Consider the following 25,170-nt stretch of genomic DNA (forward strand, 5'->3'; position numbering starts at 1 on the left):
CGATGAGCAGTTCCCCGGGCCCGGCGCCCGCCGCTGCCCCGCACGCCGAGCACGGCGAGCACGCCGAGCCCGGCACGCGCGCCTACCGCCGCATCGCGTTCGCGCTGTTCCTGGCCGGCTTCACCACCTTCTCGCTGCTGTACAGCGTGCAGCCGCTGCTGCCGCTGTTCGCGGCGGAATTCCAGGTCGGCGCGGCGACAAGCGCGCTGTCGCTGTCGCTGGCGACCGGTGCGCTCGCGTTCGCGATCCTCTGCGCCGGGGCGCTGTCGGAGAGCATGGACCGCAAGCGGCTGATGTTCGCGTCGATGGCGATGGCGGCGCTGCTGAACCTGATCGCCTCGGTGGTGCCGGGCTGGCACGGGATGCTGGTGGCGCGGGCGCTGGAGGGCCTGGTGCTGGGCGGCGTCCCGGCGGTGGCGATGGCCTACCTGGCCGAGGAGATCCATCCGAAGGGCCTGGGCCGGGCGATGGGCCAGTACGTCGGCGGCACGGCCTTCGGCGGGATGATGGGCCGGGTCGGGGTGAGCCTGCTGAGCGATGCCTTCGGATGGCGGCCGGCGCTGTTCATCGTCAGCGTGCTGGGGCTGCTGGCGGCGATCGGCTTCTGGCTGCTGCTGCCGCCATCGAAGCACTTCGTGCGCCGCCGCGGCGTGACGCTGTCGGAGCACGTGGCCACGTGGCGGGCGCATCTCACGCATCCGATGCTGCCGCTGCTGTTCGCGATGGGCTTCCTGATGATGGGCATGTTCGTCGCGGTCTACAACTACGCCGGCTTCCGGCTGATGAGGCCGCCGTTCTCGCTGAGCCAGAGCGCGATCGGGCTGATCTTCTGCGCCTACCTCTTCGGCATTGCCGCGTCGGCGACGGCGGGCAGTCTGTCCGACCGCTTCGGGCGGGCGCCGGCGCTGCTGTCGGGCATCGCGCTGGCGACGGCGGGCGTGGGGCTCACGCTGCTGGCCTGGCTGCCGGCGGTGATCCTGGGCATCGTGCTGCTGACGATCGGATTCTTCGTCGCGCACTCGGTGAGCAGCGCCTGGGTCGGCGCGCTCGGCGGACGCAGCAAGGGCCATGCGGCTTCGCTCTACCTGCTCGCGTACTACCTCGGCTCCAGCACGCTCGGCGCGATGGGCGGGTGGTTCTGGGACCACGGCGGCTGGCCGGTGTTGACGGGCTATGCGCTGGCGGTGTCGGTGGTGGCGGCGATAGCCGCGTGGATGCTCAAGTCGAGGCAGTCGGCGCGCGCCCCGCTTCCTGCCTCATGAGCTTTTGGTTCAGCCGCCGATGACGCCCTCTGGATAGGGCGCAGTTTGAGCCAAACGAATTGCTCGGTAAAACAACGACTTAGCGCGACGACCAACGATCCGGGGAGTCATCATTTTGATTAGTCGTATCGGATATGTCCGCACTTGAACCAAATCAGGCCAGGCTGTAGCGAGTGCCCTTTCGTTGACCGGCGGCGACGATCCGACCTTCCTGCACCAACTGCTGCATGCTGCGCCGGATTCGGGACCTCGGTATCTCGAGGCCGACCCGCTCATGGATGTCACCGATGGCGGATGCGGGATATCGCTTGATGTCCTCCATCAGCAGTGCCATCAGACGGTGGGGCTCGATGCGCTGAAGCGTCGTGGTACCGACGAAGTCCAGGCTCTTCAGCATGGAGGGGTCGACGAAGTAGCGGGTAGCCTGCGTTTTCCCAGCGCTTCGCACCAGCTCGATGTTCATCAGTCGCTTGATCCAGGCTTGCAAGGCATCGACGGCATCGAGTTCGAGCGCTCGCATGAGCTCACGCGCCGTCATGCCGTCGCTCTGCGCGAGGAGGGCCAACGCAATGCGTTCCCGTTGGGAAAGTTGGAACGCCTGGTCCGCTTTCGCGATGAAGTCGATGACCTCAGGCCGGGCGATCCGCCGCGAGATGCAGACTTGAACACGATCGTGCGTTTCGAGCAGCGCCGGTGCCGGTCGCCCCTGCGAGAGAAGAATCTCGAAGATCTTGTCGAAACCGCTCCCCTCGCGCTCCATCAGTTGCAGATCATGGAACAGGCGAGCCATTTGCTCGTTGCGGCGGACCGTCGTGTGCAGGACATTCCGGGGCGTCACCCCGATGGGCAACGAACCAGGATTGACGATGTCCATCTGTCCCGGACGCAGGTTGATGAAGATGTCCCCGCGCTGCGTATAGGGGCGATGGACGAGGGCATTGACCAGCAGTTCCCGGATCACGATCTCGTCGTAGGCCGGAACCTGCTGGCGGTAGAGGCCGTCCGGCAACTCGTAGCTTTCACGGAAGTCCGGAATTTCCGCCCAGACCGCCTCCACCAACTCAATTGGATTCAACGTGTGGTCGTCCCAGACCAGCTTGTTGATTTTCTGGTCGCGCTCGTCGAACTTGATGGCTTGAATGACTGGCGATGTGCCCAACTGCGCGCGGTGCAGCGGAAGGCCGAGGCACAGGACGCCAAGGTTGGTCAATCGGCCCTCGTGGGCGAGGCAGTAATGGACGAGCAGCTCGTCGTCGGATTTCTCCTTCACGGAGGGCTTGACCCGGTCCGAGCTGCGCAATGCGACCAAGAGGGCGTTGAGCTTTCGCGGATCCCCCAGGCCGACCGGCACGTCCAATGAGCGGTGCGTCTCCCAGGAGACTGCGCTCCGGTCTGAGGCCAGCCTCAGGACCTCGTCGCCGGTGACGGGTGTGCTGCAGTCTCCGATACGCAGGAAGTATCGACCGTCAGTCGTGGAGGCGACTGCCGAGGACCGCGGAACCTTGACCTCCAGCACCTGTCCTTCACCGTCGCCGACGCGGATCGACGGATGCACCGCGACATTGACCGTGAGCTCGCCGATGCGCTTGCGTATGGCGTCGGGCAATTCCTCGGGAATGACTTGATCAGGCGGCGGGTGCGATGCGCCATCCTCGATGCCGATCAACAGCATTCCGCCCTTTGCGTTCGCAAAGGCGACGCAATCTTTCGCCAACTCATTCCAGTCCGCCGTCTTTCCTACGACCATTCGCAGCGACTTGCGGTCCAGCTCTTGTCCTTCCAGGGTCAATCCGGCCTCCGGGCATCGATGAATACGCCCGGGTCGCAGACAGCGGTAGGCGGTCAAGGCAGTCTATCGCCGCCACCCCATGGCCCGCGTGCCGTGCCGTTGACGCACGTCCACGGACCTGACACCACGCTGAACGCCCCGCTCCGGGTTTGCGAGTACGTAATCGCATGCGTGCAATCCGACACGCTTGATGCACCATGTTCCGAGAAGGCTGACGCCGTGCGTCCGGCTGTTTGTTGTACCGGCGCTCGAGGGTTGGCGTTCCGACCCCTCATGGACCAGACCATTCGGAGACAAACATGATGTTCAGCGCGCGTTGGATCACCGCTACCGCCCTGGCCGCCGCCAGCTTCGCCGCCCTCGCGGCCGACCCGATCAAGATCGGCGTCTCCGGCCCCTTCACCGGCGGTTCGTCGTCGATGGGCGTCAGCATGCGCGACGGTGTGCGATTGGCAGCCCAGGAAATCAACAAGAACGGCGGGGTCTTGGGCCGTCAGATCCAGCTCGTCGAGCGCGACGACGAGGCCAAGAACGAACGCGGCGTCCAGATCGCCCAGGAACTCATCAACCGCGAGAAGGTCGTCGCCACCGTCGGCTTCATCAACACCGGTGTCGCGCTCGCCGCGCAGCGCTTCTACCAGGACGCCAAGATCCCGGTGATGAACAACGTGGCCACCGGCTCGGTGATCACCCAGCAGTTCAAGGACCAGCCCGAGAACTACGTCTTCCGCAACGCCGCCCACGACTCGATCCAGGCGCCGATGATCGTCGAGGAGGCCATCACCCGCCGCGGCTTCAAGAAGGTCGCCATCCTGGCCGACTCCACCAACTACGGCCAGCTCGGCCGCGCCGACCTGGAGAAGGCGCTCGAGCTCAAGGGCATCAAGCCCGTCGCCGTCGAGAAGTTCAACATCAAGGACGTCGACATGACGGCCCAGCTGCTCAAGGCCAAGGAGGCCGGCGCCGAGGCCATCCTGACCTACGGCATCGGCCCCGAGCTGGCGCAGATCGCCAACGGCATGACCAAGCTCGGCTGGAAGGTGCCGATGGTGGGCAGCTGGACGCTGTCGATGGCCAACTACATCGACAACGCCGGCCCCGGCGGCGAAGGCGCGCGCATGCCGCAGACCTTCATCCAGGAACCGACCACGCCCAAGCGCCAGTCCTTCATCGTCAACTACCTCAAGACGTTCAACCCGAAGAACAGCCGCATCGACTCGCCGGTCTCGGCCGCGCAGGGCTACGACTCGATCTATCTGCTGGCCGCGGCGATCAAGCAGGCCGGCAGCACCGAAGGGCCCAAGGTCAAGGCCGCGCTCGAGGACCTGAAGGCCCCCGTCGAGGGCGTCGTCACGACCTACAACAAGCCCTTCACCAAGACCGACCACGAGGCCATCACCGCCAACATCCCGGTGTTCGGCGAGGTGAAGGGCCAGCGCGTGGTCTATGCCTACGAGGCCGACTTCAAGGCGGCCTCCGAGGTCAAGGTCAAGGACGTCAACGCCAAGGGCGCCTTGACCCAGAAGAAGTGACCCCACGAAACGGCCGCCCGGTGCGGCCGTTTTTTCTTCCCTGACGTCCCGGACTCCGTATGCAGATCCTGACCCAACTGGTGTTCAGCGGCATCGCGCTCGGCATGATCTACGCGGTCATCGCCTTCGGCTACCAGCTGACCTTCTCCACCTCCGACACCCTCAACTTCGGCCAGGGGGACGCGCTGATGCTGGGCGCGCTCGTGGGCCTGACGCTGGTCGGGCACGGCGTGAACTACTGGCTGATGATCCCGCTGGTGTGCCTGTTCGGCGCGCTGCAGGGCGCCTTCGTCGAGCGCATCGGCGTGCGGCCGGCCATCAAGATCAAGTCGGAGTTCGGCTGGATCATGTCCACCATCGCGCTGGGCATCATCTTCAAGAACGTGGCCGAGAACGTCTGGGGCCGCGACGACCTGAAGTTCCCGTCGCCGCTGCCGGAGGCGCCGATCAAGCTGCTCGGCGCCAACGTGCTGCCGATGGAGATCCTGGTCGTGGTGGGCGCGCTGCTGATGATGCTGGCGGTCGAGCTCTTCAACCGGCGCTCGATCTACGGCCGCGCGGTCGTGGCGACCTTCAACGACCGCGACGCCGCCAAGCTGATGGGCATCAACACGGGTCTGGTGATCACCTTCTCGTACGCGCTGTCGTCGCTGACGGCGGCCTTCGCCGGGGTGCTGATCGCGCCGCTCACGCTGACGGGCGCCACGATGGGCGCGGTGCTCGGCCTGAAGGCCTTCGCGGTGGCGATCATCGGCGGGCTGACCTCGGGCATGGGCATCATCGTCGGTGGGATCATCCTGGGCATCGCCGAGACGACCACCGGCTTCTACCTGTCCACCGGCTACAAGGACGTGCCGGGCCTGGTGCTGCTGCTGATCGTGCTGGCGCTCAAGCCGGCCGGCCTGTTCGGCAAGACCGCGATCAAGAAGGTCTGAGCCCCCATGACGACCAAGATCAATCCGAAGAAATTCGTCGCGGGCGCCGTGGCCATCGTGGCGCTGTTCGCGTTCCCGCTGGTGTCGGGCAACCCGTACTACATCCACCTGGTCGAGACCATCATGATCTACGCGATCGTGCTGTTCGGCCTGGACATCGTGGTCGGCTACACCGGGCAGGTCTCGCTGGGCCATGCCGGGCTGTTCGGCATCGGCGCCTACACCGCCGGCGTGCTGATCACCAAGTTCGGGCTCTGGATCCTGGTGACGCTGCCGCTGGCGGTCGGCGTGACGGCCGCCTTCGGCGCGCTGCTGGCGCTGCCGGCGCTGCGCGTGACCGGGCCCTACCTGGCGATGGTGACCCTGGCCTTCGGCACCATCATCCAGATCCTGATCAACGAGATGGACTTCCTGACCAACGGGCCCATGGGCATCACGCTCACCAAGCCCAAGCTGCTGGGCCACCAGCTCGACGAGACGGAGTTCTACTGGCTGGTCGCCGTGATGCTGCTCGCATCGCTCGTGTTCGTGCATCGCGTGCTGCGCTCGCACCTGGGCCGCGCGTTCGAGGCGCTGCGCGGCAGTCCGGTGGCGTCGGACTGCATGGGCGTCTCGGTCTACCGCTACAAGGTCTACGCCTTCGTGGTCAGCGCCGGGCTGGCGGGCCTGGCCGGCGCGCTGTACGCCTACTCCGAGCAGTACATCTCGCCCAACACCTACAACTTCGAACTGACGGTGATGTTTCTGCTGGCCATCATCATGGGCGGCCGCAAGACCCGCACCGGCGCGCTGCTGGGCGCCGCGATCATCGTGCTGCTGCCCAAGCTGCTCGACGACCTGCAGCTGTTCCGCTACGTGTCGGTGGCCTTTGCGCTGCTGGTGGTGGCGGTGACCGTCGTGGCGCTGCGCCGCGGCAAGGTCGGCGGCGTGCAGGCGGCGGTGCCGGTGGTGGGCAGCATCGCGCTGGCGGGGCTGTCCTTCGTGCTGGAGACGATGACCGACTGGCGCCTGTCGATCTTCGGGCTCATCACGCTGTTCGTCGTCTACTACCTGCAGGACGGCATCGTCGGCTTCGTGCGCGGCGCGCTGCACATCAAGGCCAGGCCGGTGGGCGAGGGCGGCCCGGTGGCCGAGAAACCCGCGGACGCCATCGCGCGGGCCGGCGGCGCGGACGAGCTGCTGATCGACGCGCGGGGCGTGCTGATGCAGTTCGGCGGCCTGAAGGCGCTCAACAACGTCGACCTGCAGGTGCGCCGCGGCACGATCCACGGCCTGATCGGCCCGAACGGCTCGGGCAAGAGCACGATGATGAATGTGCTGACCGGCATCTACGTGCCGACGGCGGGCGAGCTGCGCTTCGTCGACCGCTCGCTGGTGGGGCGCACCTCGGCCGACATCGCGCTGTCGGGCATCGCGCGGACCTTCCAGAACGTGCAGCTGTTCGGCGAGATGAGCGCGCTGCACAACGTGATGGTGGCGCTGCATCACAGCTTCGGCAGCAACCTGGTGCAGGTGGCGCTGCACTCGCCGCGCTACAACGCGGAGGACGCGCAGGCCCGGGCCCGGGCGCTGGGCCTGCTGGAGTTCGTCGGACTGGGCGAGCTGGCCTTCGAGGAGGCCCGCAACCTGCCCTACGGCAAGCAGCGGCTGCTGGAGATCGCGCGGGCGCTGGCGCTGGACCCGAAGCTCCTGCTGCTGGACGAACCCGCGGCCGGCCTGACGGCGCCGGACATCAAGGAGCTGATGCGCATCATCGGCAAGATCCGCGACCACGGCATCACGGTGATCCTGATCGAGCACCACATGGACGTGGTGATGGGCATCTGCGACGTGGTGTCGGTGCTGGACTTCGGCCAGAAGATCGCCGAGGGCAGGCCGGCGCAGGTGCAGGCCGATCCCAAGGTGATCGAGGCCTACCTCGGCGGCCAGCCGGCCTGAGCGCGGAGCGGAACAGACATGCTCAAGATCGATCAACTGCATGCCGGCTACGGCAAGGTCGAAGTGCTGCACGGCATCTCGGTGGAGGTGCCCAAGGGACGGGTGGTGACGCTGATCGGCTCCAACGGGGCCGGCAAGACGACGACGATGCGGGCGGTGTCCGGGATGATCGCCCCCAGTGCCGGGCAGATCACGCTCAACGGCAAGCGCATCGACGGCCTGGAGTCGTACTACATCGCGCGGCTGGGGCTGGCGCATTCGCCGGAGGGACGGCGCGTGTTCGCCACGATGAGCGTCACCGACAACCTGCGCCTGGGCGCGTTCCCGCGCTACACGGGCGCGCGGCCCAAGGGCGATGTCGACGCCGACCTGGAGAAGGCGATGGAGCTCTTCCCGCGCCTGAAGGAGCGGCGCCAGCAGCTCGCGGGCACGCTCTCGGGCGGCGAGCAGCAGATGCTGGCAATGGCCCGCGCGACCATGCTCAACCCCGAGGTCGTGCTGCTGGACGAGCCCTCGATGGGGCTGGCGCCGATCCTGGTGGACGAGGTGTTCCGCATCATCGAGCGGCTGAAGGGGCAGGGCGTGACGATGCTGCTGGTGGAGCAGTTCGCCGCGGCCGCGCTGGCGGTGGCGGACTACGGCTACGTGCTGGAGAACGGCCGCATCTCGCTGCACGGTCCGGCGGAGAAGCTGCGCACCGACCCGGCGGTGAAGGCGGCCTATCTGGGCGGCGGGCACTGACGCCGGGCCCAGGCGCCCGCCCGACCCGCGGCGACGACTCCGATCGGGCATCGCGCGCCTCCAAGCAGTTGGAATCGCTGCGATGTCCATCGCGAATGCAGGAGTGCCGCGCGTCGACGCGCTGCCTAGAGTGACTGCCTCGCCCCGCTCCGGGGCTTCTCCTCCAGCGAGGTGCAGTCATGACGAACGCTCCCCAGCGCGAGCCCGATCGACCGCCGGTCGAGGCCTGGCAGGCGCAGGGCCTCTATCCGTTCTCCCGCGATCCGGAGACGCCAGTCGAACTGTTGGAACGACAGCTGTTCGACCAGGTTGCGTGGCACCTGTCGCGCTTTCATCCGGTGTTTCGCACCCTGGCGCCGGAGGCGGTGGCCCTGCAGTTCCGGGTGCTCCGGCAGGCCGTCGAATGTGGTCCCGAGGAACTCCAGGCGCTGTTGACCGAGGTGCTCAACCTGCCGGCGGAGGACCGCCAGAGGATGGCGGAACTGCTGAAGGACGTGTCCTTGTCCTCGGTGATCCGCGAATCCCATGTGGTGACCCAGCGCCTTCAGCTGCTCGACGGGCTGGAGACGCTCCTGTTCGATGAAGTGCTGCGACCGCACGTCAAGGAGCGTGGGGAACTGCACCGCATCGTCGCGCGCAACCCCTGGCTGTTCGGCGACGAGTTCGCGCTTTCCGTGGACAACCGATCATTGACGGAGGTGCTGCGCAAGCACCGGGAACTGCTGGGACGCGATGTCGCGATCGATGAGCCCATCGAGGCGGTCGGCGACAAGCGCTCGATCATCGACCTCATGTTCTCCCGTGCGACCAGGCGGCACCAGCCCTCGACGCTGGAGCACCTCGTCGTCGAGTTGAAGGCGCCGCGTGTCGCGATCGGGCGCAGGGAGATCAACCAGATCTCCGACTACGCGCTGGACGTCACGGGCGACGAACGATTCCTGTCTGTGAAAGTCAAGTGGTCGTTCTGGCTGGTGGGGCGGGACATCGAAGAAGGCTCGCAGAACCGCGCGAGGCTGCAGGAAGAGCTGCATTTGCGCAGCCCGTTCAACTATTCCGTCCACGTCGTGACTTGGGCGCAGTTGATCGATGAGAACCGGGCCCGCCTGCAGTTCCTCCAGGAAACCCTGGATTACAAGGCCAGTCGGCAGGCGGGACTGAAACATCTGCAGCGTCGCTATCCCGACTGCCTCGGAGAGGTGGTGCAGCGCGCGCAGGAGCCGCGGGCTCCCTACGCGCGCGCCCGGTGAGACCGATCAGACGAACATGCCGCCCGACGCTTCCACGCGCTGCGCGTTGACCCAGCGGTTGTCGTCCGACAGCAGCGAGGCGACGACCGGCCCGATGTCATCCGGCAAGCCGACGCGGCCCAGCGCCGTGACCGACGCGACAAGGGCGTTGACCTGCGCGTTGTCGCGCACCGTGCCGCCGCCGAAGTCGGTCTCGATCGCGCCGGGCGCGAGCGTGTTCACGCGGATGCCACGCGCGCCGAACTCCTTGGCCATGTAGCGCGTCATCACCTCGACGCCGCCCTTCATCGTCGCGTACGCGCCATAACCAGGCATCGCGAAGCGCGCCAGGCCGCTGGACACGTTCAGCACGCTGCCGCCGTCGTTCATCAGCGGCAGCAGCGCCTGCGTCAGGAAGAACGGGCCCTTCAGGTGCACGCGCATCAGTTCGTCGAACTGGGCCTCGGTGGTGTCGGCCAGCGGCGCATGCACGCCCATGCCCGCGTTGTTGACCAGGTGGTCGAAGCGCTCGCGCTGCCAGTGCTGCTGCAGCGTCTGCTTCAGCGCCTGGGCGAAGGCCGGGAAGCTGCCGCTGTCGCCCACGTCGAGCGGCAAGGCCGCCGCGCGGCCGCCCAGCTGGCGGATCTCGTCGATGACGGCCTGCGCCTCGGCCTGCTGGCTGCGGTAGGTCACGATGCTGTCGATGCCGCGGCGGGCGAGATGCACGGCGGCGTTGCGGCCCAGTCCGCGGCTGCCGCCGGTGATCAGCGCGATGCGGGTCGGGGTGGAGGTGGAAGCGGAAGTGGAAGCGGTGGTCGTCGTCATGGTGAGCTCCTGCTGGGGTCGGTGAATCGGATGCAGGAACTTTATTGATCGATGGCTGGCGTATAAATCGTCCTGAACCGATTTGACCGTTCACGCGAGACGAACAAATGAGCGACGCTCCCCTCCGCTTGCCGGCCTCCCCGCCGCCCTCGATCGAGACGCTCCAGGTCTTCGTCCGGGTCGCGGAACTGGCCAGCTTCACCCAGGCCGCGCAGAGTCTGGGCCTGCCCAAGGCCAGCGCGTCCACGGCCGTGCAGCGGCTCGAGGCCAGCCTGGGCACGCGGCTCTTCCACCGCACGACGCGGCGCGTGCAGCTGACGCAGGACGGGCAGGCCTGCTACGAGCGCTGCAAAGACCTGCTGGCCGACCTCGACGACATGCAGACCATGTTCCAGCCGGCCGCCAGCGGCCTGCGCGGCCGGCTGCGGGTGGACATGCCGATGCGGATCGCCCAGGACCTCGTCGTCCCGCGACTGCCGGAGTTCCTCGCGGCGCATCCGGGGCTGGAGGTCGAGCTCAGCAGCACCGACCGCCGCGTCGACCTCGTGCGCGAGGGTTTCGACTGCGTGCTGCGCGTGGGGCCGCTCGGCGATTCCACCCTGGTCGCCCGGCCGCTGGGCGGGCTGGCGATGGCCAACCTGGCCAGCGCCGCCTACATCGCCGAGTTCGGCATGCCCGAGTCCCTCGAGGACCTGGCGCGCCATCGGCTGGTCCAGTACGTGACGACGCTGGGTCAGCGCTGCCCCGGCTTCGAATGGTGCGACGACGCCGGCGCGACGCACTTCGTGCCGATGACCGGTGCGCTGACGGTGAGCGATTCCGGCTCCTACGCGGCGGCCTGCCTGGCCGGGCTGGGCCTCACGCAGGTGCCGCGCCACGGGATCGAGGCGGAGGTGCTGGACGGCCGTCTGGTGGAGGTGCTGCCCCGCTTCCGGCCCGCGCCGATGCCGGTGCACCTGCTCTACGCGCACCGGCGCCAGTTGCCGCGGCGGGTGCAGGCCTTCATGCAATGGCTGGCCGAGCTGCTGGCGCCGCGGCTGTTGCCGCTATCCTCTGCCTCCTCGGTACCCACCTCCTGAACCGCCTTGCGTTCCGATCCCGTCCTGGACCCGCCGTCCGCGCTGTCCCAGCAAGCCCGCGCCGTGCTCGCCGCCGGCGATGTCGCCGCGGCGCAACCGCTCGGCGAGGAGTGGCTGCTGCTGGCGCTCGAGCAGGCGGACGAGGCGCAGCAGGCCCAGGCGCTGCTGCACCTGGCGCGCTGCGATCGCGCGCTGCATCGACCGGGCGAGGCCCGTGGGCGCAGCGAACTGGCGGCCCGGCTGTTCCGCCAGCAGGGTGACGCGTCCGGCGAGGCCGGGGCCCTGTCGGTGCTGGCGCACAGCGCGTCGCTGGCCGGGCATCACGAGGAGGCGATCGAGGCGGCGCTGCTGGGGCTGCGGCTCGCGCAGCTGCGCGGCGACGGCGCGGCGCTGGTGCTGGCGCTGGAGGACCTCGGGGCCTGCCACGTGTGGGCGCGCAACTTCGACAAGGCGGCCGAGGTGCTGCGCCAGGCGGCCGACGCCGCCAACGCCAGCAAGCCCAGGCGCAGTCCGCTGACGGCCTGCCTGTGGCTGGCGATGGGCTCGCTGCTGGCCTACGCCGGCGAGCGGGAACAGCGGGGGCAGCTGCCGCCGCTGGGGCCGCTCGAAGGCCACCTGATCAACGCGCGCCACCTGCTGGCCGAAGGCGATGCCGAAGCGCAGTGCTGGTGGACGCTGATGCAGACGATGGCGCAGATCTGGAAGGGCGCCTCGGCGTTCGCGCAGCCGGAACTGCAACTGGCCTTGGCACAGTTGCCGGCGCAGGAGCGGCATTGGCTCGCCTCACTGGCGGGCTGGGTGCAGGCCGAGCTGGCCTGGGCGCGGCGGCTGTGGCCGCAGGCGCGTCGGGCCGCGGCGCAACTGGTGACCGAGGCCGACCTGGTCCAGCACGAGCCCCTGGCGCAGCTGGGCGAGCTGATCGCCAGCCAGATCGAGGAGCAGCAGGGGCAGCCGCAGCGCGCGCTGCAGCGCCTGCGCGCGCTGCGCGAGCGCGAGGCGCGGGTGCGGATCGCCAGCCTCGCGAGCCGCGAGTCGACGGTGCAATGGCAGCTCGATGCGCGCCGCAGCGAGCGCGACCGCGTGCAACTCGCCAGCGAGGCACAGCGGCTGGAGAAGCTGTCGATGGAGGATCCGCTGACGGAGCTCGCCAATCGCCGCAGCTTCGAGGATCACGCGCGGGCGCAGCTCGCGGCCGGCGGGGTGGTGAGCCTGGCCTTGATCGACGTCGACCACTTCAAGCAGGTGAACGACCAGCACTCGCACCTGGTCGGGGACCAGGTGCTGAGCCAGATCGCGCGGCTGATGCGCCAGCATGTGCGGGAGCACGACGTCGCGGCGCGCCTGGCCGGCGACGAGTTCGTGCTGCTGCTGCGTGGCGCGACCGAGGAAGTCGCGCAGCAGGCCTGTCGCCGGCTGGACGAGGCGGTGCGCCGGCACGACTGGAACGCGGTGTCGGACGGCCTGCGCGTGAGCATCAGCATCGGGGCCGCGCAGCGGCAGGAGGGCGACACGCTGGAGACGCTGATGGCGCGCAGCGATGCCGCGATGTACGCCGCCAAGCGCGAGCGCCAGGGCGCCGGCGTGCGCCTCACCGACGAGAGCGAAGGCGAGGGCGACGCGCCGGATTGAATCAGCCGGAAGGACCGTGTTCATCGGGGCCGTCGGGCGACGGCGTCGGCGCAAATACACAAGAACCTGCGTGGCGGTTTCGCCGAAAACGCGCCGTGGGTGAAGGTCGACCGGTTCGATCGGTGCCAAGAATGGAAACCTCTTTCGCACCTTGCCTGCCAGGAGGTTTCATGACTGATGCCCATGCTGCCGGATCGTCGGGACGGATCGCCCCGATGGGAGATCCGAGGTTTCCTTCCATTCCGGGTCCGTTGACCGATGCCGGTCGACGACGACTCGACTACGTTCAATCGCTGATCGACTGCCGCTCCCGGAAGCGGGTCGTCGCGCCAGGGGAGGATGCCCGACCGTTCGACCTGCCCGAACGATTGATCGCGATCTACGCCCGCAATCCCGATGTCCTGAACTATCCGCCGCGTGCGGGTGAGCTGCAGGCTGCGCTGATGGAGATGCGCCATGGTTGCGGTGGTTGTTGACGCGAACGTCGCGCTGGGCTGGATCGAAGCGCTGGACCAAGGGCCGGACCTGCATGACTACGCCGCCAAGCTCGGCCGAGCGCTTGCGAACGACGAGGCCTATCTCATCGCGCCGTATGTGTTCCACGCCGAATGCGCTCACTCGCTGCTCAAGCGGAGTCGATCAGGGGGCTGGCCGCCGGGGACCGTCCAGGACTACGCGGCCATGATCGAGTCCTATCGCGTGGTCCTGCATCCCGAGATCACGCCCTTGCTCGAGCATGTGGACGCCGCGGTCAAGCGCCATGTGCAAGGCTTTGACCTGCTGTATCTGGACCTGGCGCTGGCCACGGGTGCGTCGATCGCGACCAAGGATCGGGGCTTGATCGCCGCGGCGGAGCGTGTCGGTGTGCGCGTGTTCTGAGCTGCGGGGCCCTCAGTGCCCCTGCTCCCTCGCCCGCCTGAGCAGCAGCTCCCGTTCCCGCGCATTGGCGGTCATCGCGGCGGCGCGCTCGAATTCCTCTTTCGCCTCGGCATTGCGTCCCAGCCTGGCGAACAGGTCCGCACGCACGCTCGGCAGCCAGGGGTACTGTTTCAACGCCGGCTCCTCCATCAGCTGGTCGACGATCTCCAGACCGACCGCCGGCCCGAAGGCCATCGACAGCGCCACCGCGCGGTTCAGCTCCACCACCGGCGAAGGCTGCCGGATCGCCAGCACCTCGTAGAGGGCCGCGATGCGCGGCCAGTCGGTGTCCTCGGCGCGCCGTGCCCGCGCGTGGCAGGCCGCGATCGCCGCCTGCAGCGCGTACGGCCCCGGACCCTCGCCGGCACCCGCGTCGTCCCCGGGCTCGGCGGCCAGCCGCTCGGCGGTGGCCAGCGCCGCCAGCCCCCGCTCGATCGATCCCTGATCCCAGGTCGACCGGTCCTGCTCCAGCAGCAGCACCGGCTGCCCCTGCGCATCGACGCGCGCCGAGGCCCGCGAGGCCTGCAGTTCCATCAGCGCCAGCAGCCCGTGGACCTCGCCCTCGCGCGGCGCCAGCCGCACCAGCATCCGCGCCAGCCGCAGCGCCTCGTCGCACAGGTCCTGACGGATCCAGCGCTCGCCGCTGGTGGCGGCGTAGCCCTCGTTGAAGATCAGGTAGAGCACCTCCAGCACCGCCGCCAGGCGGCCGGTCAGGGCCTCACCGCGCGGCAGCTCGAAGGGCACGTTCGCCTCGCCCAGCGTGCGTTTGGCGCGGACCAGCCGCTGCGCCACCGTCGGCTCCGACTGCAGGTAGGCGCGGGCGATCTCGCCGGTCGTCAGGCCGGCCACCATCTTCAGGGTCAGCGCCACCCGCGCCTCCAGCCCCAGCACCGGGTGGCAGGCGCAGAACATCAGCCGCAGCACGTCGTCGCCGATCTCCCGCGCGGCGCGCTCGTCGTCCAGGTCGTCGACGAAGTCCGGCACGATCATCGCCTCGCGCGCATCGAGCTCATGCCCCAGCTGCTCGAGCTTGTCGCCGCTGAGCTTCACATGGCGCAGCCGGTCCAGCGCCCGGTGTTTGGCGGTGGTCATCAGCCAGGCCGCCGGCTTGTCGGGCAGGCCCTGCCTCGGCCAGGTCTCCAGCGCGGCCACCAGCGCGTCCTGCGCCAGCTCCTCCGCCAGCGACACGTCGCGGGTCAGCCGTGACAGGGCACCGATGATCTTGGCGGACTCCTGCCGCCAGACGGTGGTGATCGCGCGATGGGTCTCGTCGGTCATGCGCGCGATCGTACGGCCTGGGCGGCGGGGATGCCGCTCCGCATGCCGCGCGTGGGGTCGGGCGCCGGACCGCGGGCACCGGCGCCAGCGGCGTCGCCGCCCGGGCGGGCCCGCCAGGGTTCAGGCGCCGGGGAACTGCGTGATGTCCATGTACATCAGCTCCCAGATGTGCCCGTCCGGGTCCGCATAGGCCTGGGAGTACATGAAGCCCATGTCCTGCGGCTCGCGCGGCACGGTGCCGCCGGCGGCCCGGGCCTTGGCGATCAGCTCGTCCACCTGCGCCTTGCTCTCGCAGGACAGGCAGGTCAGCACTTCGGTCGTGGTGTGCGCGTCCGAGATCTTGCGCGGCGTGAAGGTCTGGAAGAACTCCTCGACCAGCAGCATCGCGTAGATGTCGTCCGAGATGACCATCGACAGCGCCTGCTCGTTGGAGAACTGCGGGTTGAATTCGTAACCCATCGCGCTGTAGAAGCGCTTGCTGCGCTCGACGTCCTTGACGGGCAGGTTCACGAAGATTTGCTTGTGGCGCATGGTGCTTGTCCTGAAGCGGGGTGAGGGGGTCGAGCCCGAGCGGGTGAAGAAGCGGTCGCATCGTGCCCTCCGGCGGGCGGCGCCCCGGTCCTTCCGGGGCGTCCACACTGGCACGACGGCCCAGGCCCGCCGGTTTCGACAGGTCTCGACACGATCAGCGAGAAAAACCGGGACGAGCTGTCCCGGAGCGCCCTCAAGCCTTCGATTCCTCGTAGCAGGGCACCAGCGAGCGCACTTCCACCGTGCACCATTCGGCGGCCGGGCATTCGCGGGCGATCGCCAGCGCTTCCTCGCGGGTCTTCACGTTCAGCCAGAAGAAGCCGCCGACCATTTCCTTGGCCTCGGCGAAGGGGCCGTCGATCGTCGTCATGCGGCCGTCGCGCCTGGCGACGCGGGTCGAGCCGTTGACCGACTGCAGCGACTGCGCCGCCTGCAGCAGGCCTTGCGCCTGCAATTGGCCGGCGAAGGCGGTCATGCGCGCATAGGCCTCGCGGCCCTCTTCCGGCGTGCGCGCCTCGCGTTGGCCGACAGGTTCGTTGATCAGCAGGATGTAGCTCATGCGGGTCTCCGTGGGATGCGGGCGAAATGCCGGGGAGGCGGATCAGCGGGCTATTGGACACCATGGACCGGATGTCCAGCCGAAGGTCAGGGGCATCGGCGGCGCCGGGGCGGGCGTCCGCGCCACCGGCCGTTGATCCATCCAGCGGACTGTCGATCCGTCGTTTCCCCGGGCGGCCGGCGATCGACCGCTTCCTACACTGCACCGCATGACTCCCGCCCCGTCCCGACCGCTCTGGCGCGATGCCCGTCGCCTGCGTGCCTCCTGGCATGCCTGGATCAGCAACGATGTCCAGCCCAGCGGCCCCGCCTGGATGCAATGGATCTGGACCCTGGTCTTCTGCGCCGCGCTCTCGGCCGGCTTCACCGTGCTGGGGTTCGTCATGAACTTCCGGGTGGTGGACTGGTTCGACCTGCGCCTCTGGGGATGGTGGTACGGGAAGAACCTGACGGTGTGCCTCACCATCGGCGTGGTCATCCAGGTGCTCTTCGCGACCCTGACGCCGCGCCTGGGCGGTCGCGCCCGCATCCGCCAATGGAGCGACTGGCGCCGCACGCTGTTCTTCTCCGGCGTGCCCATCCTCGGCACCGTGATCGGCTGGCTGCCCGGCATGTGGCTCGCGGGGCTCACCTCCTGGGTCCGGCTGGACTGGGCGCAGGGCGGCAAGGTCATCGGCATCACCTCGGTGCTGTCGCTGGGCATCACCTTCGTGCTGCATCACTGGTTCGCGTCGAAGAACCGGCAGCTCAAGGCCGAGCGCCGCGCCACCGAGGCCCAGCTGCGTCTGCTGCAGGGCCAGATCGAGCCGCATTTCCTGTTCAACACGCTGGCCAACGTCCACTCGCTGATCGATTACGACGCGGCCAAGGCCAAGGACATGCTGGGCGCCTTCACCGCCTACCTGCGGGCCTCGCTCGGCGGCCTGCGGCGCGAGACCGGCCCGCTGGAGGACGAGCTCGCGCTGGCCGAGGCCTACCTGACGGTGCTGCGCACGCGCATGGAGGACCGGCTTCGCTTCGAGGTCCGTGCCACCCCCGAGGCCCGCGCGGTGATGCTGCCGCCGATGCTGCTGCAGCCGCTGGTGGAGAACGCGGTGCACCACGGCCTGGAGCCGAAGATCGACGGCGGGACGGTCCAGGTCGATGCGACGCTGCGCGCCGGCTTCCTGGTCGTCGAGGTCCGGGACGACGGCGTGGGGCCGGGCGCGTCGCGCCGCGCGGGCAATGGCATCGCCCTGTCCAACCTGCGCGAGCGCTTGATGACGCATTACGGCGACCGTGCGTCGCTGGACCTGGTGGCCGCCGAGCCGGGATGCCTCGTCACGCTGCGCGTGCCGCTGGACGGCTGAACGTCGCCACCGCCACTGCCCTGCCGCCCTCATTCGCTGCGTTCTTCGCTCCCTTCCATTCGCCTCTCCGACCATGACCGCACCCACCGCCCTGATCGCCGACGACGAACCCCACCTGGCCCGCGCGCTCGCCGCGCAGCTGGCCGCCGTCTGGCCCGAGCTGAATGTCGTCCACGTCGCCCGCAACGGCTCGGAGGCGGCCGAGCGGATCGCCGCGCTGCGGCCGGACCTGGCCTTCCTCGACATCCAGATGCCGGGCCTGACCGGCCTGGAAGTCGCCGAGGGCATCGAGGGCGCGACCCGCGTCGTCTTCGTCACCGCCTATGACCAGTACGCGGTGCAGGCCTTCGAGCAGGAAGCGATCGACTACGTGCTCAAGCCGGTGGAGCCGGAGCGGCTGGGCCGCACGGTCGAGCGCATCCGGCGCGCGCTCGCGAAGCCGGAGGCCGACGGCGACGCGGCGCTCGACGCCCGGCTGCTGGCGGCGCTGCGCACGCTGCACGCGCCCGCGGGCGGCGGTGCCCGGCCCGCCGGCCCGCTGCGCTGGGTCCGCGCGACGCAGGGCGACCTGATGCACCAGGTCTGCGTCGACGACGTGCTGTTCTTCCGCGCCGACGACAAGTACACCTGTGTCCAGACCGCCGAGGCCGAATACCTGATCCGCACGCCGATCCACGAGCTGGTCGCGCAGCTGGACGGCGAGCGCTTCTGGCAGGTGCATCGCTCGACCATCGTCAACCTGGACCATGTGGCCGGCACGCGGCGCGACGAACTGAGCCGGCTGTTCGTCCGCGTGCGCGGGCATGCGAGCGAGCTGCCGGTCAGCCGCGCCTACGTCCACCTCTTCCGGTCGATGTGAACGGCGGGGCGCGCACCGCGCCCGCGACCGGCCGGCGGCGGCCCGCCTGTCATCGGCGCCGCCTACACTGCCGGCCTCATGCAGCTCGATCCCCGCTCGATCACCGTCATGACCGCGCTGATGGCGGCGGTCCTGGGGCTGGTGCTGCTCGGGGTGCGGCGCAACTATCCGTCGACGATCCACGGGCTGCTGCCCTGGGCGATGGCGCCGATGACCTGCGCCTTCGCCGCCGGCGTCTACGCGCTGCAGGGGCTGTGGCCCGAATTCGTCGTCGCGCAGACCGGCAACGCGCTGCTGCTGACGGGCTGCGGGCTCTTCTATTTCGGCTCGCAGCGCTTCTTCGGCCGGCCGGTGACCTGGCGGCTGTGGGGCGCGATCGCGCTGCTGAGCCTGGCGGTGCTGACCTGGTTCCTGATCCGGCCCGACTACCGCGTGCGCATGGTCGTGTTCACCGGGACGATGACGGCCTGCGTGCTGGCGCACGCGCGGCTGGTCCTGCGGGACGGCCGCGGCTTCGCGGCGCGCCTGATCGCGGGCACGCTGCTGCTGCAGGCGGCCGTGCTGGTCGGCCGCGGTCTGGCGAGCTTCTGGGTGGACGGGGCGCAGTCCTCGCGCTTCGCGATGACGACGGTGCAGACCGCCTACATCGCCAGCTACTGCTTCAGCGTGCTGCTGCTGAGCGTGGGCGTCCTGCTGATGGCCAGCGAGCGGGTGCGCGAGGAATTCGAGCTGCTCGCCACCCGCGACGCGCTGACCGGCGCGCTGACGCGCCGCGCGGTGCTGCAGGCCGGCGGCGAGGAATTCGACCGCTGGCGTCGCTACGGCCAGCCGCTGTCGCTGGTGCTGCTGGACATCGACCACTTCAAGCAGGTCAACGACCGACACGGCCACCAGGCCGGCGACCGGGTGCTGAGCGGCGCGGTGGCGGCGATGCGCGGGGAACTGCGGGTGAACGACCGGCTGGGTCGTTATGGCGGCGAGGAGTTCGTGATCCTGCTGCCGTCCACCGACGCCGAGGCGGCGCGCGCCTCGGCCGAGCGCGTGCGCGCGGCGCTGGCCGCGCATGCGCCGGAGCCCGGCATCCCGCCGTGCTCGGCCAGCCTGGGCGTGGCCTGGGCGCAGCCCGGGGACACCAGCCTGGACGCGCTGCTCGCGCGCGCCGACGCGGCGCTCTATCGCGCCAAGGCCAACGGGCGCAACCGGGTGGAGTGAGGCGCGGAGCTCGCGCGGCTCACTTGAAGAACCAGTAGCCCACCAGGATCGCGCCGACCAGGCCCACCGCGTCCGCGAGCAGGCCGCAGCTCAGCGCATAACGCGTCTTCTTGATGTTGACGCTGCCGAAGTAGACAGCCAGCACGTAGAAGGTCGTCTCGGTCGAGCCCTGGATGATCGCGGCGAGCTTGCCCTCGAAGCTGTCCACGCCATAGGTCTTGAGCACGTCCACCATCAGGCCGCGCGCGCCGCTGCCCGACAGCGTCTTCATCAGCCCGACCGGCAGCGCCGGCACGAAGTCGGTGGGCAGGCCCAGTGCCGCCACGCCCGCGGCGATGCCCTGGACGACGAAGTCCATGCAGCCCGTCGTGCGGAATACCGAGATCGCCACCAGGATCGCGATCAGGTAGGGAATGATCTGGACCGCGACGCCGAAACCTTCCTTGGCGCCCTCGACGAAAGCCTCGTAGACGTTGATGCGGCGCCAGGCGCCGACCGCGATGAACATCACGATGATGCTCAGGATCACGCCGCTGCCCAGCAGCCCGATGTACTGCGACATTACCTCCGGCGGATAGCTGTGCAGCCAGCCGAAGACGGCGGCCATGATCGCGATGAAGCCGCCGACGAACACCAGCACCGGCGCGCTGAACAGGTTGATGCGCTGCACCCAGGCCACCGCAACCAGCCCCGACATGAAAGAGATGAAGGTCGCGATCAGCGTGGGCAGGAAGATGTCCGCGGCGTTGAAGCCGACCAGGCCCTGGTCCACCGCCATCGCCTGGCGGATCGCGATCACCGAGGTCGGGATCAGCGTGATGCCGGCGGTGTTCAGCACCAGGAACATGATCATCGCGTTCGACGCGGTGTCCTTCCGCGGATTCAGCTCCTGCAGCTCCTTCATCGCCTTGAGCCCCAGCGGCGTGGCGGCGTTGTCCAGGCCGAGCATGTTGGCCGAGAAGTTCATCACCATCGAGCCGCCGGCCGGATGGCCGCGCGGCACCTCGGGGAAGATCCTCGCGAAGAACGGTCCCATCGCGCGGGCGAAGAGCTGGATCACGCCGGCGGTCTCGCCGACCTTCATCAGGCCCAGCCACAGGCTCATCACGCCGACCAGGCCGAGCGAGATGTCGAAGCCGGTCTTGGCGGTGTCGAAGATGCCGGTCAGCACCTGCGTGAAGATGGTCAGGTCGCCCTGGAACAGCCGCGCCAGCGCGACCGCGAAGCCGATCAGGAAGAACCCGATCCAGATGAAGTTCAGCACCATGGGCGCGGATTATTCCGGGCCGCGGCGATGCCGGGCGCTGCGCACGCCCGGTGTTGCGGGAATGCGAGCATCACGATCTGGCGGGCGGCCATAACCGGCCGCGGGGCCTAGCCTTCCTCCAGGAAGCGGTCCCGCACCTCCAGCACCTGCGGCAGCACGCCGATGAACAGCTCCACCAGCGCCGGATCGAAGTGGCGGCCGGCCTGCGCGCGCAGGTGCGCCACCGCCTGCTCCACCGGCCAGGCCGGCTTGTAGGGGCGGATGCTGGTCAGCGCGTCGAAGACGTCGGCGATCGCGACGATGCGGGCGTCCTGCGGGATGGACTCCCCGGCCAGGCCCTCGGGATAACCGCTGCCGTCCCACTTCTCGTGATGGGCCAGCGCGATGCGCCGCGCCATGCCGAGCAGGCCGGTCGCCTGATCGCCCAGGATCTCGGCACCGATGGCCGGATGGCGGCGCATCACCATCCATTCCGCCTCGGTCAGCGGGCCAGGCTTTTGCAGGATCGCGTCCGGGATGCCGAGCTTGCCGACGTCATGCATGGGCGCGGCATGCAGCAGGTCGTCGGCGTCCTGGTCGGTCCAGCCGGCTGCCAGCGCCAGCAGCTGGGCGTAGTGGCTCATCCGCACGACGTGCCAGCCGGTCTCGTTGTCCTTGTACTCGGCGGCGCGGCCCAGGCGCTGCACGATCTGCAGCCGGGTCTCGCGCAGTTCGTCCGCGCGCACCAGCGACAGGTGGGTCCGCACCCGCGCCCGCACCACCGGCGGGCTGACCGGCTTGGTGATGTAGTCGACCGCGCCGGCCTCGAAGCCCTCGGTCTCGTCGCTGGTGTCGGCCAGCGCGGTGACGAAGATCACCGGCGTGCGCCGCGTCGCCGGCTGCGACTTGAGCACGCGGCAGACATCCAGCCCGGAGAGCCCCGGCATCATGATGTCCAGCAGGATCAGCTGCGGCGCCTCGCTCTTCGCGAGCTCCAGGGCCTTCTGGCCGTCGCGGGCGAACAGCAGCCGGTAGTCGTCCTGCAGCACATGCCGCAGGACCTGCAGGTTGGCGGGCTCGTCGTCGACGAGCAGCAGCTTGGGACGGTGATCGGCGTTCACGACAGGCCTTGCGGGGCATTCGGCGTGCTCAGCCGGGTGCGCAGCGACTGCAGCAGCAGCAGGGCGGCGGCGAAGTCGAAGTCGTCCAGCGCGCGCGTCAAGGGCCCCAGCGCCTCGGCGCCGAGCGCCAGCCGCAGCGCGCTCAGCGACTCGTCGTCGAGTTCGCTGCGCTTGAGCGCGGCCGCCAGGCGGTCCACCAGCTGCTTCGAGGCGCGCAGGTCGCGCGCGGCCGCCTCGGCCGACGGATCGGCGGGCCGATCGGCCGACATCGGCATCGGCGCGCTGGCCGCGAAGCCCGAGGGCCGGCCATCCAGCTCCGCGACCGCGTCCAGCGTGTCCTGCAGCGTCAGCGCCAGCGTGTCGACCAGCGCCATCAGATCCTCTTCGCGCCCCAGGCGCAGGGCGGTCTCGACCGGCTGCGCGTGGGCGAGCAGCCGCGGCATCGCCAGGCTGCCGGCCACGCCGCGCCAGCGGTGCACCAGCCCGCGCAGTTCGATCCACTGCCGCGCCTGCGTCAGCTGGTGCAGCCGCGCGACGCCTTCGCGCTGTTCCTCGGCGAAGCGGCGCAGCCCGCGTTGCCACGCGGTGACGCTGCCCCACAGCCGCAGTCCCTGCTGCCAGTCGAGCGGCTCGGTGCCGGGGCCCGCTGAGCCCAGGCCCGCCGCATGGCGTGTCGACGGCGCCGGCCCGGCCTCCCCGGCGCCGCGGCCCGGCGACAGGCCCAGCACCCGAGCGAGTTCGGCGAACAGCCGGGCCGGCTCCACCGGCTTGACCGCGAAGCCGTCCATGCCGGCGGCCAGCGCCGCCTGCCGGTCTTCCTCCAGCACGCTGGCCGTCAGCGCGACCACCGGCGTGTGGCCGCGGCCCTGCGCATGCTCGAAGTTGCGGATCCGCCGCGTCGCGCCAAGGCCGTCCAACCCCGGCATGTGCACGTCCATCAGCACCGCGTCGAAGCGCTCGTCGGAGAAGGCCTTCAGCGCCTGCAGCCCGTCGGCGGCGAGCGTGACCTGATGCCCCTCGCGGCCCAGGATCAGCTGCAGCAGCTCGCCGTTCTGCGCGACGTCGTCGGCCACCAGCAGCCGCAGCGGCGGGAGGGCGACGGCCGCTTCGCTCGCCTGGGCCTCGGCGAGCGCCGCATTGCCGGCCGGCAGCGGCAGCCAGACGTGGAAGGTGCTGCCCTGGCCGAGTTCGCTCTCGACGGTGATGCGGCCGCCCATGCGCTCGACCAGCTGCCGCGAGATGGTGGTGCCCAGGCCGGTGCCGCCGAAGCGGCGCGTCGTCGACGCGTCGGCCTGCGCGAAGGCGTCGAAGATGCGGTCCAGCCGGTCGGGCGCGATGCCGATGCCGGTGTCGACGACGGCCAGGTGGACCTGGCCGCCTTCGTGCCGCATGCGCAGCGTGACCACGCCGCGCTCGGTGAACTTGATCGCATTGCCGACCAGGTTCAGCAGCACCTGCTGCACCCGCAGCGGATCGCCCTGGAAGAAGCGCGGCGCGGCGGACGGGTAGTCGAGGTGCAGCACCAGGTTCTTGCGCTGCGCCAGCAGCCGCAGCGAGTTCAGCGCCTGCTCGCAGACGGTGCGCAGCGAGAAGTCGACCGACTCCAGCTCCATCGCGCCCTTGTCGAGCTTGGCGGTGTCCAGGATGTCGTTGAGCAGCGCCAGCAGCGAGCGCGCCGAGCCGCGCACCGTCGTCAGGTGGCGGCGCTGGGCCTCGGTCAGCGTGGTGTCCAGCAGCAGCTCGGTGAAACCGAGGATGGCGTTCATCGGCGTGCGGATCTCGTGGCTCATGTTGGCCAGGAAGGCGCTCTTGGCCGCGGCGGCGGACTCGGCGCGCTCCTTGGCTTCCTCGAGCTGGCGCTGCAGCCGCTTGGGCTCGGTGATGTCGAGGATCACGCCGTCGATCCACTGCGGCGCGCCCTGCGCGTCGCGCACCGCGCGGCCGCGCTCGGAGACCCAGCGCTCGCCGGCGTCGCGGGTGTGGACGCGGTACTCGAGCGCATAGGGCGTGTCGGCGGCGACGGCGGTTTCCACGGCCGCGTTCACCCGCGCCTGGTCGTGGCGATGGATCAGCGCGGCGAAGTGCTGGCGGCCTTCCAGGAAGTCGCGGGCGGTCCAGCCGGTCAGGTCCTCGACGGCGTCGTTGATCAGCAGCATCGACCAGTTCTCGTCCAGGCGGCAGCGGAAGGTCACGCCCGGGCTGTTGGCGATCACGGTGCGGTACTTGGTCTCGCTGTCGCGCAGCGCGGTCTCCATCACCAGCATGCGGCCGCGTTCCTCGACCAGCTCGGTGTTGAGCCGGCGCAGCACCAGCAGGCCGTTGGCGCCGGCGGTGATGGCGCTGATGGCCAGCGCCATCACGGTCACGGCCAGGGCGAGCCAGCCGGCGTTCTCGATCGAGGTGTTGCAGGGGCCGTCGGCCAGGCCGACGAAGCGCGCGGCGCCCATCGCCGTGTAATGCATGCCGGCGATGGCGCCGCCCATCACCACGCCGCCCAGCGCGATCGCCCAGGGCCGGCTGAGGCGGCCGGCCAGGCCGAAGCGGATCCACAGCGCGAGCATCGCCAGCAGGACCGCGACCACGATGGAGGCGCCGAACCAGGCGGGGTCGTAGCGCAGCGCGGCGGACATCTCCATCGCCGCCATGCCGGTGTAGTGCATCGCGCCGATGCCGGCGCCGACCAGCACGCCGCCGGCGACCAGGCGCCAGCGGTCGAGTTCGCGGCGCGAGAGCAGGGCCAGCGCGACCCAGGAGGCGATCAGCGCCGGGACCATGGAGGCGGCGGTGACATGGGCGTTGAAGGCGATCTGCGCGCACAGCTGGAAGGCCAGCATGCCGATGAAGTGCATCGACCAGATGCCGCCGCCCAGCGCCAGCGCGCCCGTGGCCAGGATGGACTGGCGACGCCATCCCGTGGCCGGCTTGGCCATGCCGGCGACCTGCAGCGCCAGCGCCGAGGTCAGCGAGGCGACGGCCAGCGACAGCAGCACCAGGGCCCCGTCGTAATGGCCGGTGAGCAGCAGCGTCGGGGCGCCATCGCGAAGCAGGAAGAACTGCGGCAGCGCCGCGGAGAGTTCGGACACGGACGGGCGAGGAGCGGCATCCTGGCGGCGCCATTCCGAGGGACAAGGGAGGAGGCCGC

Annotated in this window: 21 protein-coding genes; 13 read left to right on the forward strand and 8 right to left on the reverse strand. The window is 69.5% G+C overall.

The window, feature by feature from the left end:
• Positions 1-2 precede the first annotated feature (2 nt).
• On the forward strand, positions 3-1,262 hold the full coding sequence (locus tag FHT38_RS24405; protein WP_183493488.1) for an MFS transporter: 1,260 nt from the start codon (positions 3-5) through the stop codon (positions 1,260-1,262).
• Between the two features lie 154 nt (positions 1,263-1,416).
• Here the strand turns inward: FHT38_RS24405 and FHT38_RS24410 are convergent, their stop codons facing one another.
• On the reverse strand, positions 1,417-3,051 hold the full coding sequence (locus FHT38_RS24410) for an ATP-binding protein (protein WP_183493489.1): 1,635 nt from the start codon (positions 3,049-3,051) through the stop codon (positions 1,417-1,419).
• A gap of 299 nt (positions 3,052-3,350) precedes the next feature.
• On the opposite strand from FHT38_RS24410, the gene FHT38_RS24415 reads away from it, so the two are divergent.
• The 5 genes from FHT38_RS24415 to FHT38_RS24435 all read left to right on the forward strand — a co-directional run bounded on the left by FHT38_RS24415 (position 3,351) and on the right by FHT38_RS24435 (position 9,444).
• On the forward strand, positions 3,351-4,583 hold the full coding sequence (locus FHT38_RS24415) for an ABC transporter substrate-binding protein (protein WP_091730935.1): 1,233 nt from the start codon (positions 3,351-3,353) through the stop codon (positions 4,581-4,583).
• A 59-nt stretch (positions 4,584-4,642) separates the two neighbouring features.
• Positions 4,643-5,518 (forward strand): branched-chain amino acid ABC transporter permease, encoded by an 876-nt coding sequence (locus FHT38_RS24420; RefSeq protein ID WP_091730939.1) that lies wholly within the window; start codon positions 4,643-4,645, stop codon positions 5,516-5,518.
• A 6-nt stretch (positions 5,519-5,524) separates the two neighbouring features.
• Positions 5,525-7,456: an ABC transporter permease subunit gene (locus FHT38_RS24425; RefSeq protein WP_183493490.1), complete on the forward strand. Its 1,932-nt coding sequence runs from the start codon at positions 5,525-5,527 to the stop codon at positions 7,454-7,456.
• Positions 7,457-7,474: 18 nt separating this feature from the next.
• Complete coding sequence (locus FHT38_RS24430; RefSeq protein ID WP_183493491.1) at positions 7,475-8,197, forward strand: ABC transporter ATP-binding protein; 723 nt, start codon at positions 7,475-7,477, stop codon at positions 8,195-8,197.
• A 179-nt stretch (positions 8,198-8,376) separates the two neighbouring features.
• Complete coding sequence (locus FHT38_RS24435) at positions 8,377-9,444, forward strand: histidine kinase (protein ID WP_183493492.1); 1,068 nt, start codon at positions 8,377-8,379, stop codon at positions 9,442-9,444.
• 6 nt (positions 9,445-9,450) lie between these two features.
• Here FHT38_RS24435 and FHT38_RS24440 read toward each other — a convergent pair whose 3' ends face one another.
• Positions 9,451-10,248: an SDR family NAD(P)-dependent oxidoreductase gene (locus tag FHT38_RS24440; protein WP_183493493.1), complete on the reverse strand. Its 798-nt coding sequence runs from the start codon at positions 10,246-10,248 to the stop codon at positions 9,451-9,453.
• Positions 10,249-10,355: 107 nt separating this feature from the next.
• Here FHT38_RS24440 and FHT38_RS24445 point away from each other — a divergent pair, with 107 nt between their 5' ends.
• From FHT38_RS24445 to FHT38_RS24460, 4 genes are all read left to right on the forward strand, one after another.
• Positions 10,356-11,327: a LysR family transcriptional regulator gene (locus FHT38_RS24445; RefSeq protein ID WP_183493494.1), complete on the forward strand. Its 972-nt coding sequence runs from the start codon at positions 10,356-10,358 to the stop codon at positions 11,325-11,327.
• Between the two features lie 6 nt (positions 11,328-11,333).
• Positions 11,334-12,956 (forward strand): GGDEF domain-containing protein, encoded by a 1,623-nt coding sequence (locus tag FHT38_RS24450; protein ID WP_091730962.1) that lies wholly within the window; start codon positions 11,334-11,336, stop codon positions 12,954-12,956.
• Between the two features lie 170 nt (positions 12,957-13,126).
• Complete coding sequence (locus FHT38_RS24455) at positions 13,127-13,432, forward strand: hypothetical protein (protein ID WP_141225407.1); 306 nt, start codon at positions 13,127-13,129, stop codon at positions 13,430-13,432.
• Complete coding sequence (locus FHT38_RS24460; RefSeq protein WP_147240850.1) at positions 13,413-13,835, forward strand: PIN domain-containing protein; 423 nt, start codon at positions 13,413-13,415, stop codon at positions 13,833-13,835. Before FHT38_RS24455 ends, FHT38_RS24460 begins: the two co-directional genes overlap by 20 nt.
• A gap of 12 nt (positions 13,836-13,847) precedes the next feature.
• Here FHT38_RS24460 and FHT38_RS24465 read toward each other — a convergent pair whose 3' ends face one another.
• From FHT38_RS24465 to FHT38_RS24475, 3 genes are all read right to left on the reverse strand, one after another.
• A complete protein-coding gene (locus FHT38_RS24465; RefSeq protein WP_183493495.1) occupies positions 13,848-15,152 on the reverse strand; it encodes an RNA polymerase sigma factor in 1,305 nt (434 codons plus the stop codon).
• Positions 15,153-15,272: 120 nt separating this feature from the next.
• Positions 15,273-15,683: a VOC family protein gene (locus tag FHT38_RS24470; protein ID WP_091730975.1), complete on the reverse strand. Its 411-nt coding sequence runs from the start codon at positions 15,681-15,683 to the stop codon at positions 15,273-15,275.
• A 193-nt stretch (positions 15,684-15,876) separates the two neighbouring features.
• Positions 15,877-16,242, reverse strand: a complete 366-nt coding sequence (locus tag FHT38_RS24475; RefSeq protein WP_183493496.1) for a YciI family protein — start codon at positions 16,240-16,242, stop codon at positions 15,877-15,879.
• A gap of 208 nt (positions 16,243-16,450) precedes the next feature.
• Here FHT38_RS24475 and FHT38_RS24480 point away from each other — a divergent pair, with 208 nt between their 5' ends.
• The 3 genes from FHT38_RS24480 (at position 16,451) to FHT38_RS24490 (ending at position 19,661) form a co-directional block, all read left to right on the forward strand.
• The gene (locus tag FHT38_RS24480; protein WP_183493497.1) at positions 16,451-17,590 is read left to right on the forward strand and encodes a sensor histidine kinase; all 1,140 of its coding nucleotides are present in this window, start codon (positions 16,451-16,453) and stop codon (positions 17,588-17,590) included.
• 73 nt (positions 17,591-17,663) lie between these two features.
• Entirely contained in the window at positions 17,664-18,449 is a 786-nt protein-coding gene (locus FHT38_RS24485; RefSeq protein WP_183484032.1) for a LytTR family DNA-binding domain-containing protein, read from the forward strand.
• 78 nt (positions 18,450-18,527) lie between these two features.
• The gene (locus tag FHT38_RS24490; RefSeq protein WP_183493498.1) at positions 18,528-19,661 is read left to right on the forward strand and encodes a GGDEF domain-containing protein; all 1,134 of its coding nucleotides are present in this window, start codon (positions 18,528-18,530) and stop codon (positions 19,659-19,661) included.
• A 19-nt stretch (positions 19,662-19,680) separates the two neighbouring features.
• Here the strand turns inward: FHT38_RS24490 and FHT38_RS24495 are convergent, their stop codons facing one another.
• From FHT38_RS24495 to FHT38_RS24505, 3 genes are all read right to left on the reverse strand, one after another.
• Positions 19,681-20,928, reverse strand: coding sequence for a nucleoside recognition domain-containing protein (locus tag FHT38_RS24495; protein ID WP_183493499.1), 1,248 nt, complete (start codon positions 20,926-20,928; stop codon positions 19,681-19,683).
• Between the two features lie 107 nt (positions 20,929-21,035).
• The gene (locus FHT38_RS24500; protein ID WP_091730997.1) at positions 21,036-22,028 is read right to left on the reverse strand and encodes an HD-GYP domain-containing protein; all 993 of its coding nucleotides are present in this window, start codon (positions 22,026-22,028) and stop codon (positions 21,036-21,038) included.
• On the reverse strand, positions 22,025-25,111 hold the full coding sequence (locus FHT38_RS24505; RefSeq protein ID WP_310737424.1) for an MHYT domain-containing protein: 3,087 nt from the start codon (positions 25,109-25,111) through the stop codon (positions 22,025-22,027). The genes FHT38_RS24500 and FHT38_RS24505 overlap by 4 nt, the downstream gene beginning before the upstream one ends.
• Positions 25,112-25,170 lie beyond the last annotated feature (59 nt).

The organism is Mitsuaria sp. BK041, from assembly GCF_014193085.1.
Classification (GTDB): domain Bacteria; phylum Pseudomonadota; class Gammaproteobacteria; order Burkholderiales; family Burkholderiaceae_C; genus Roseateles.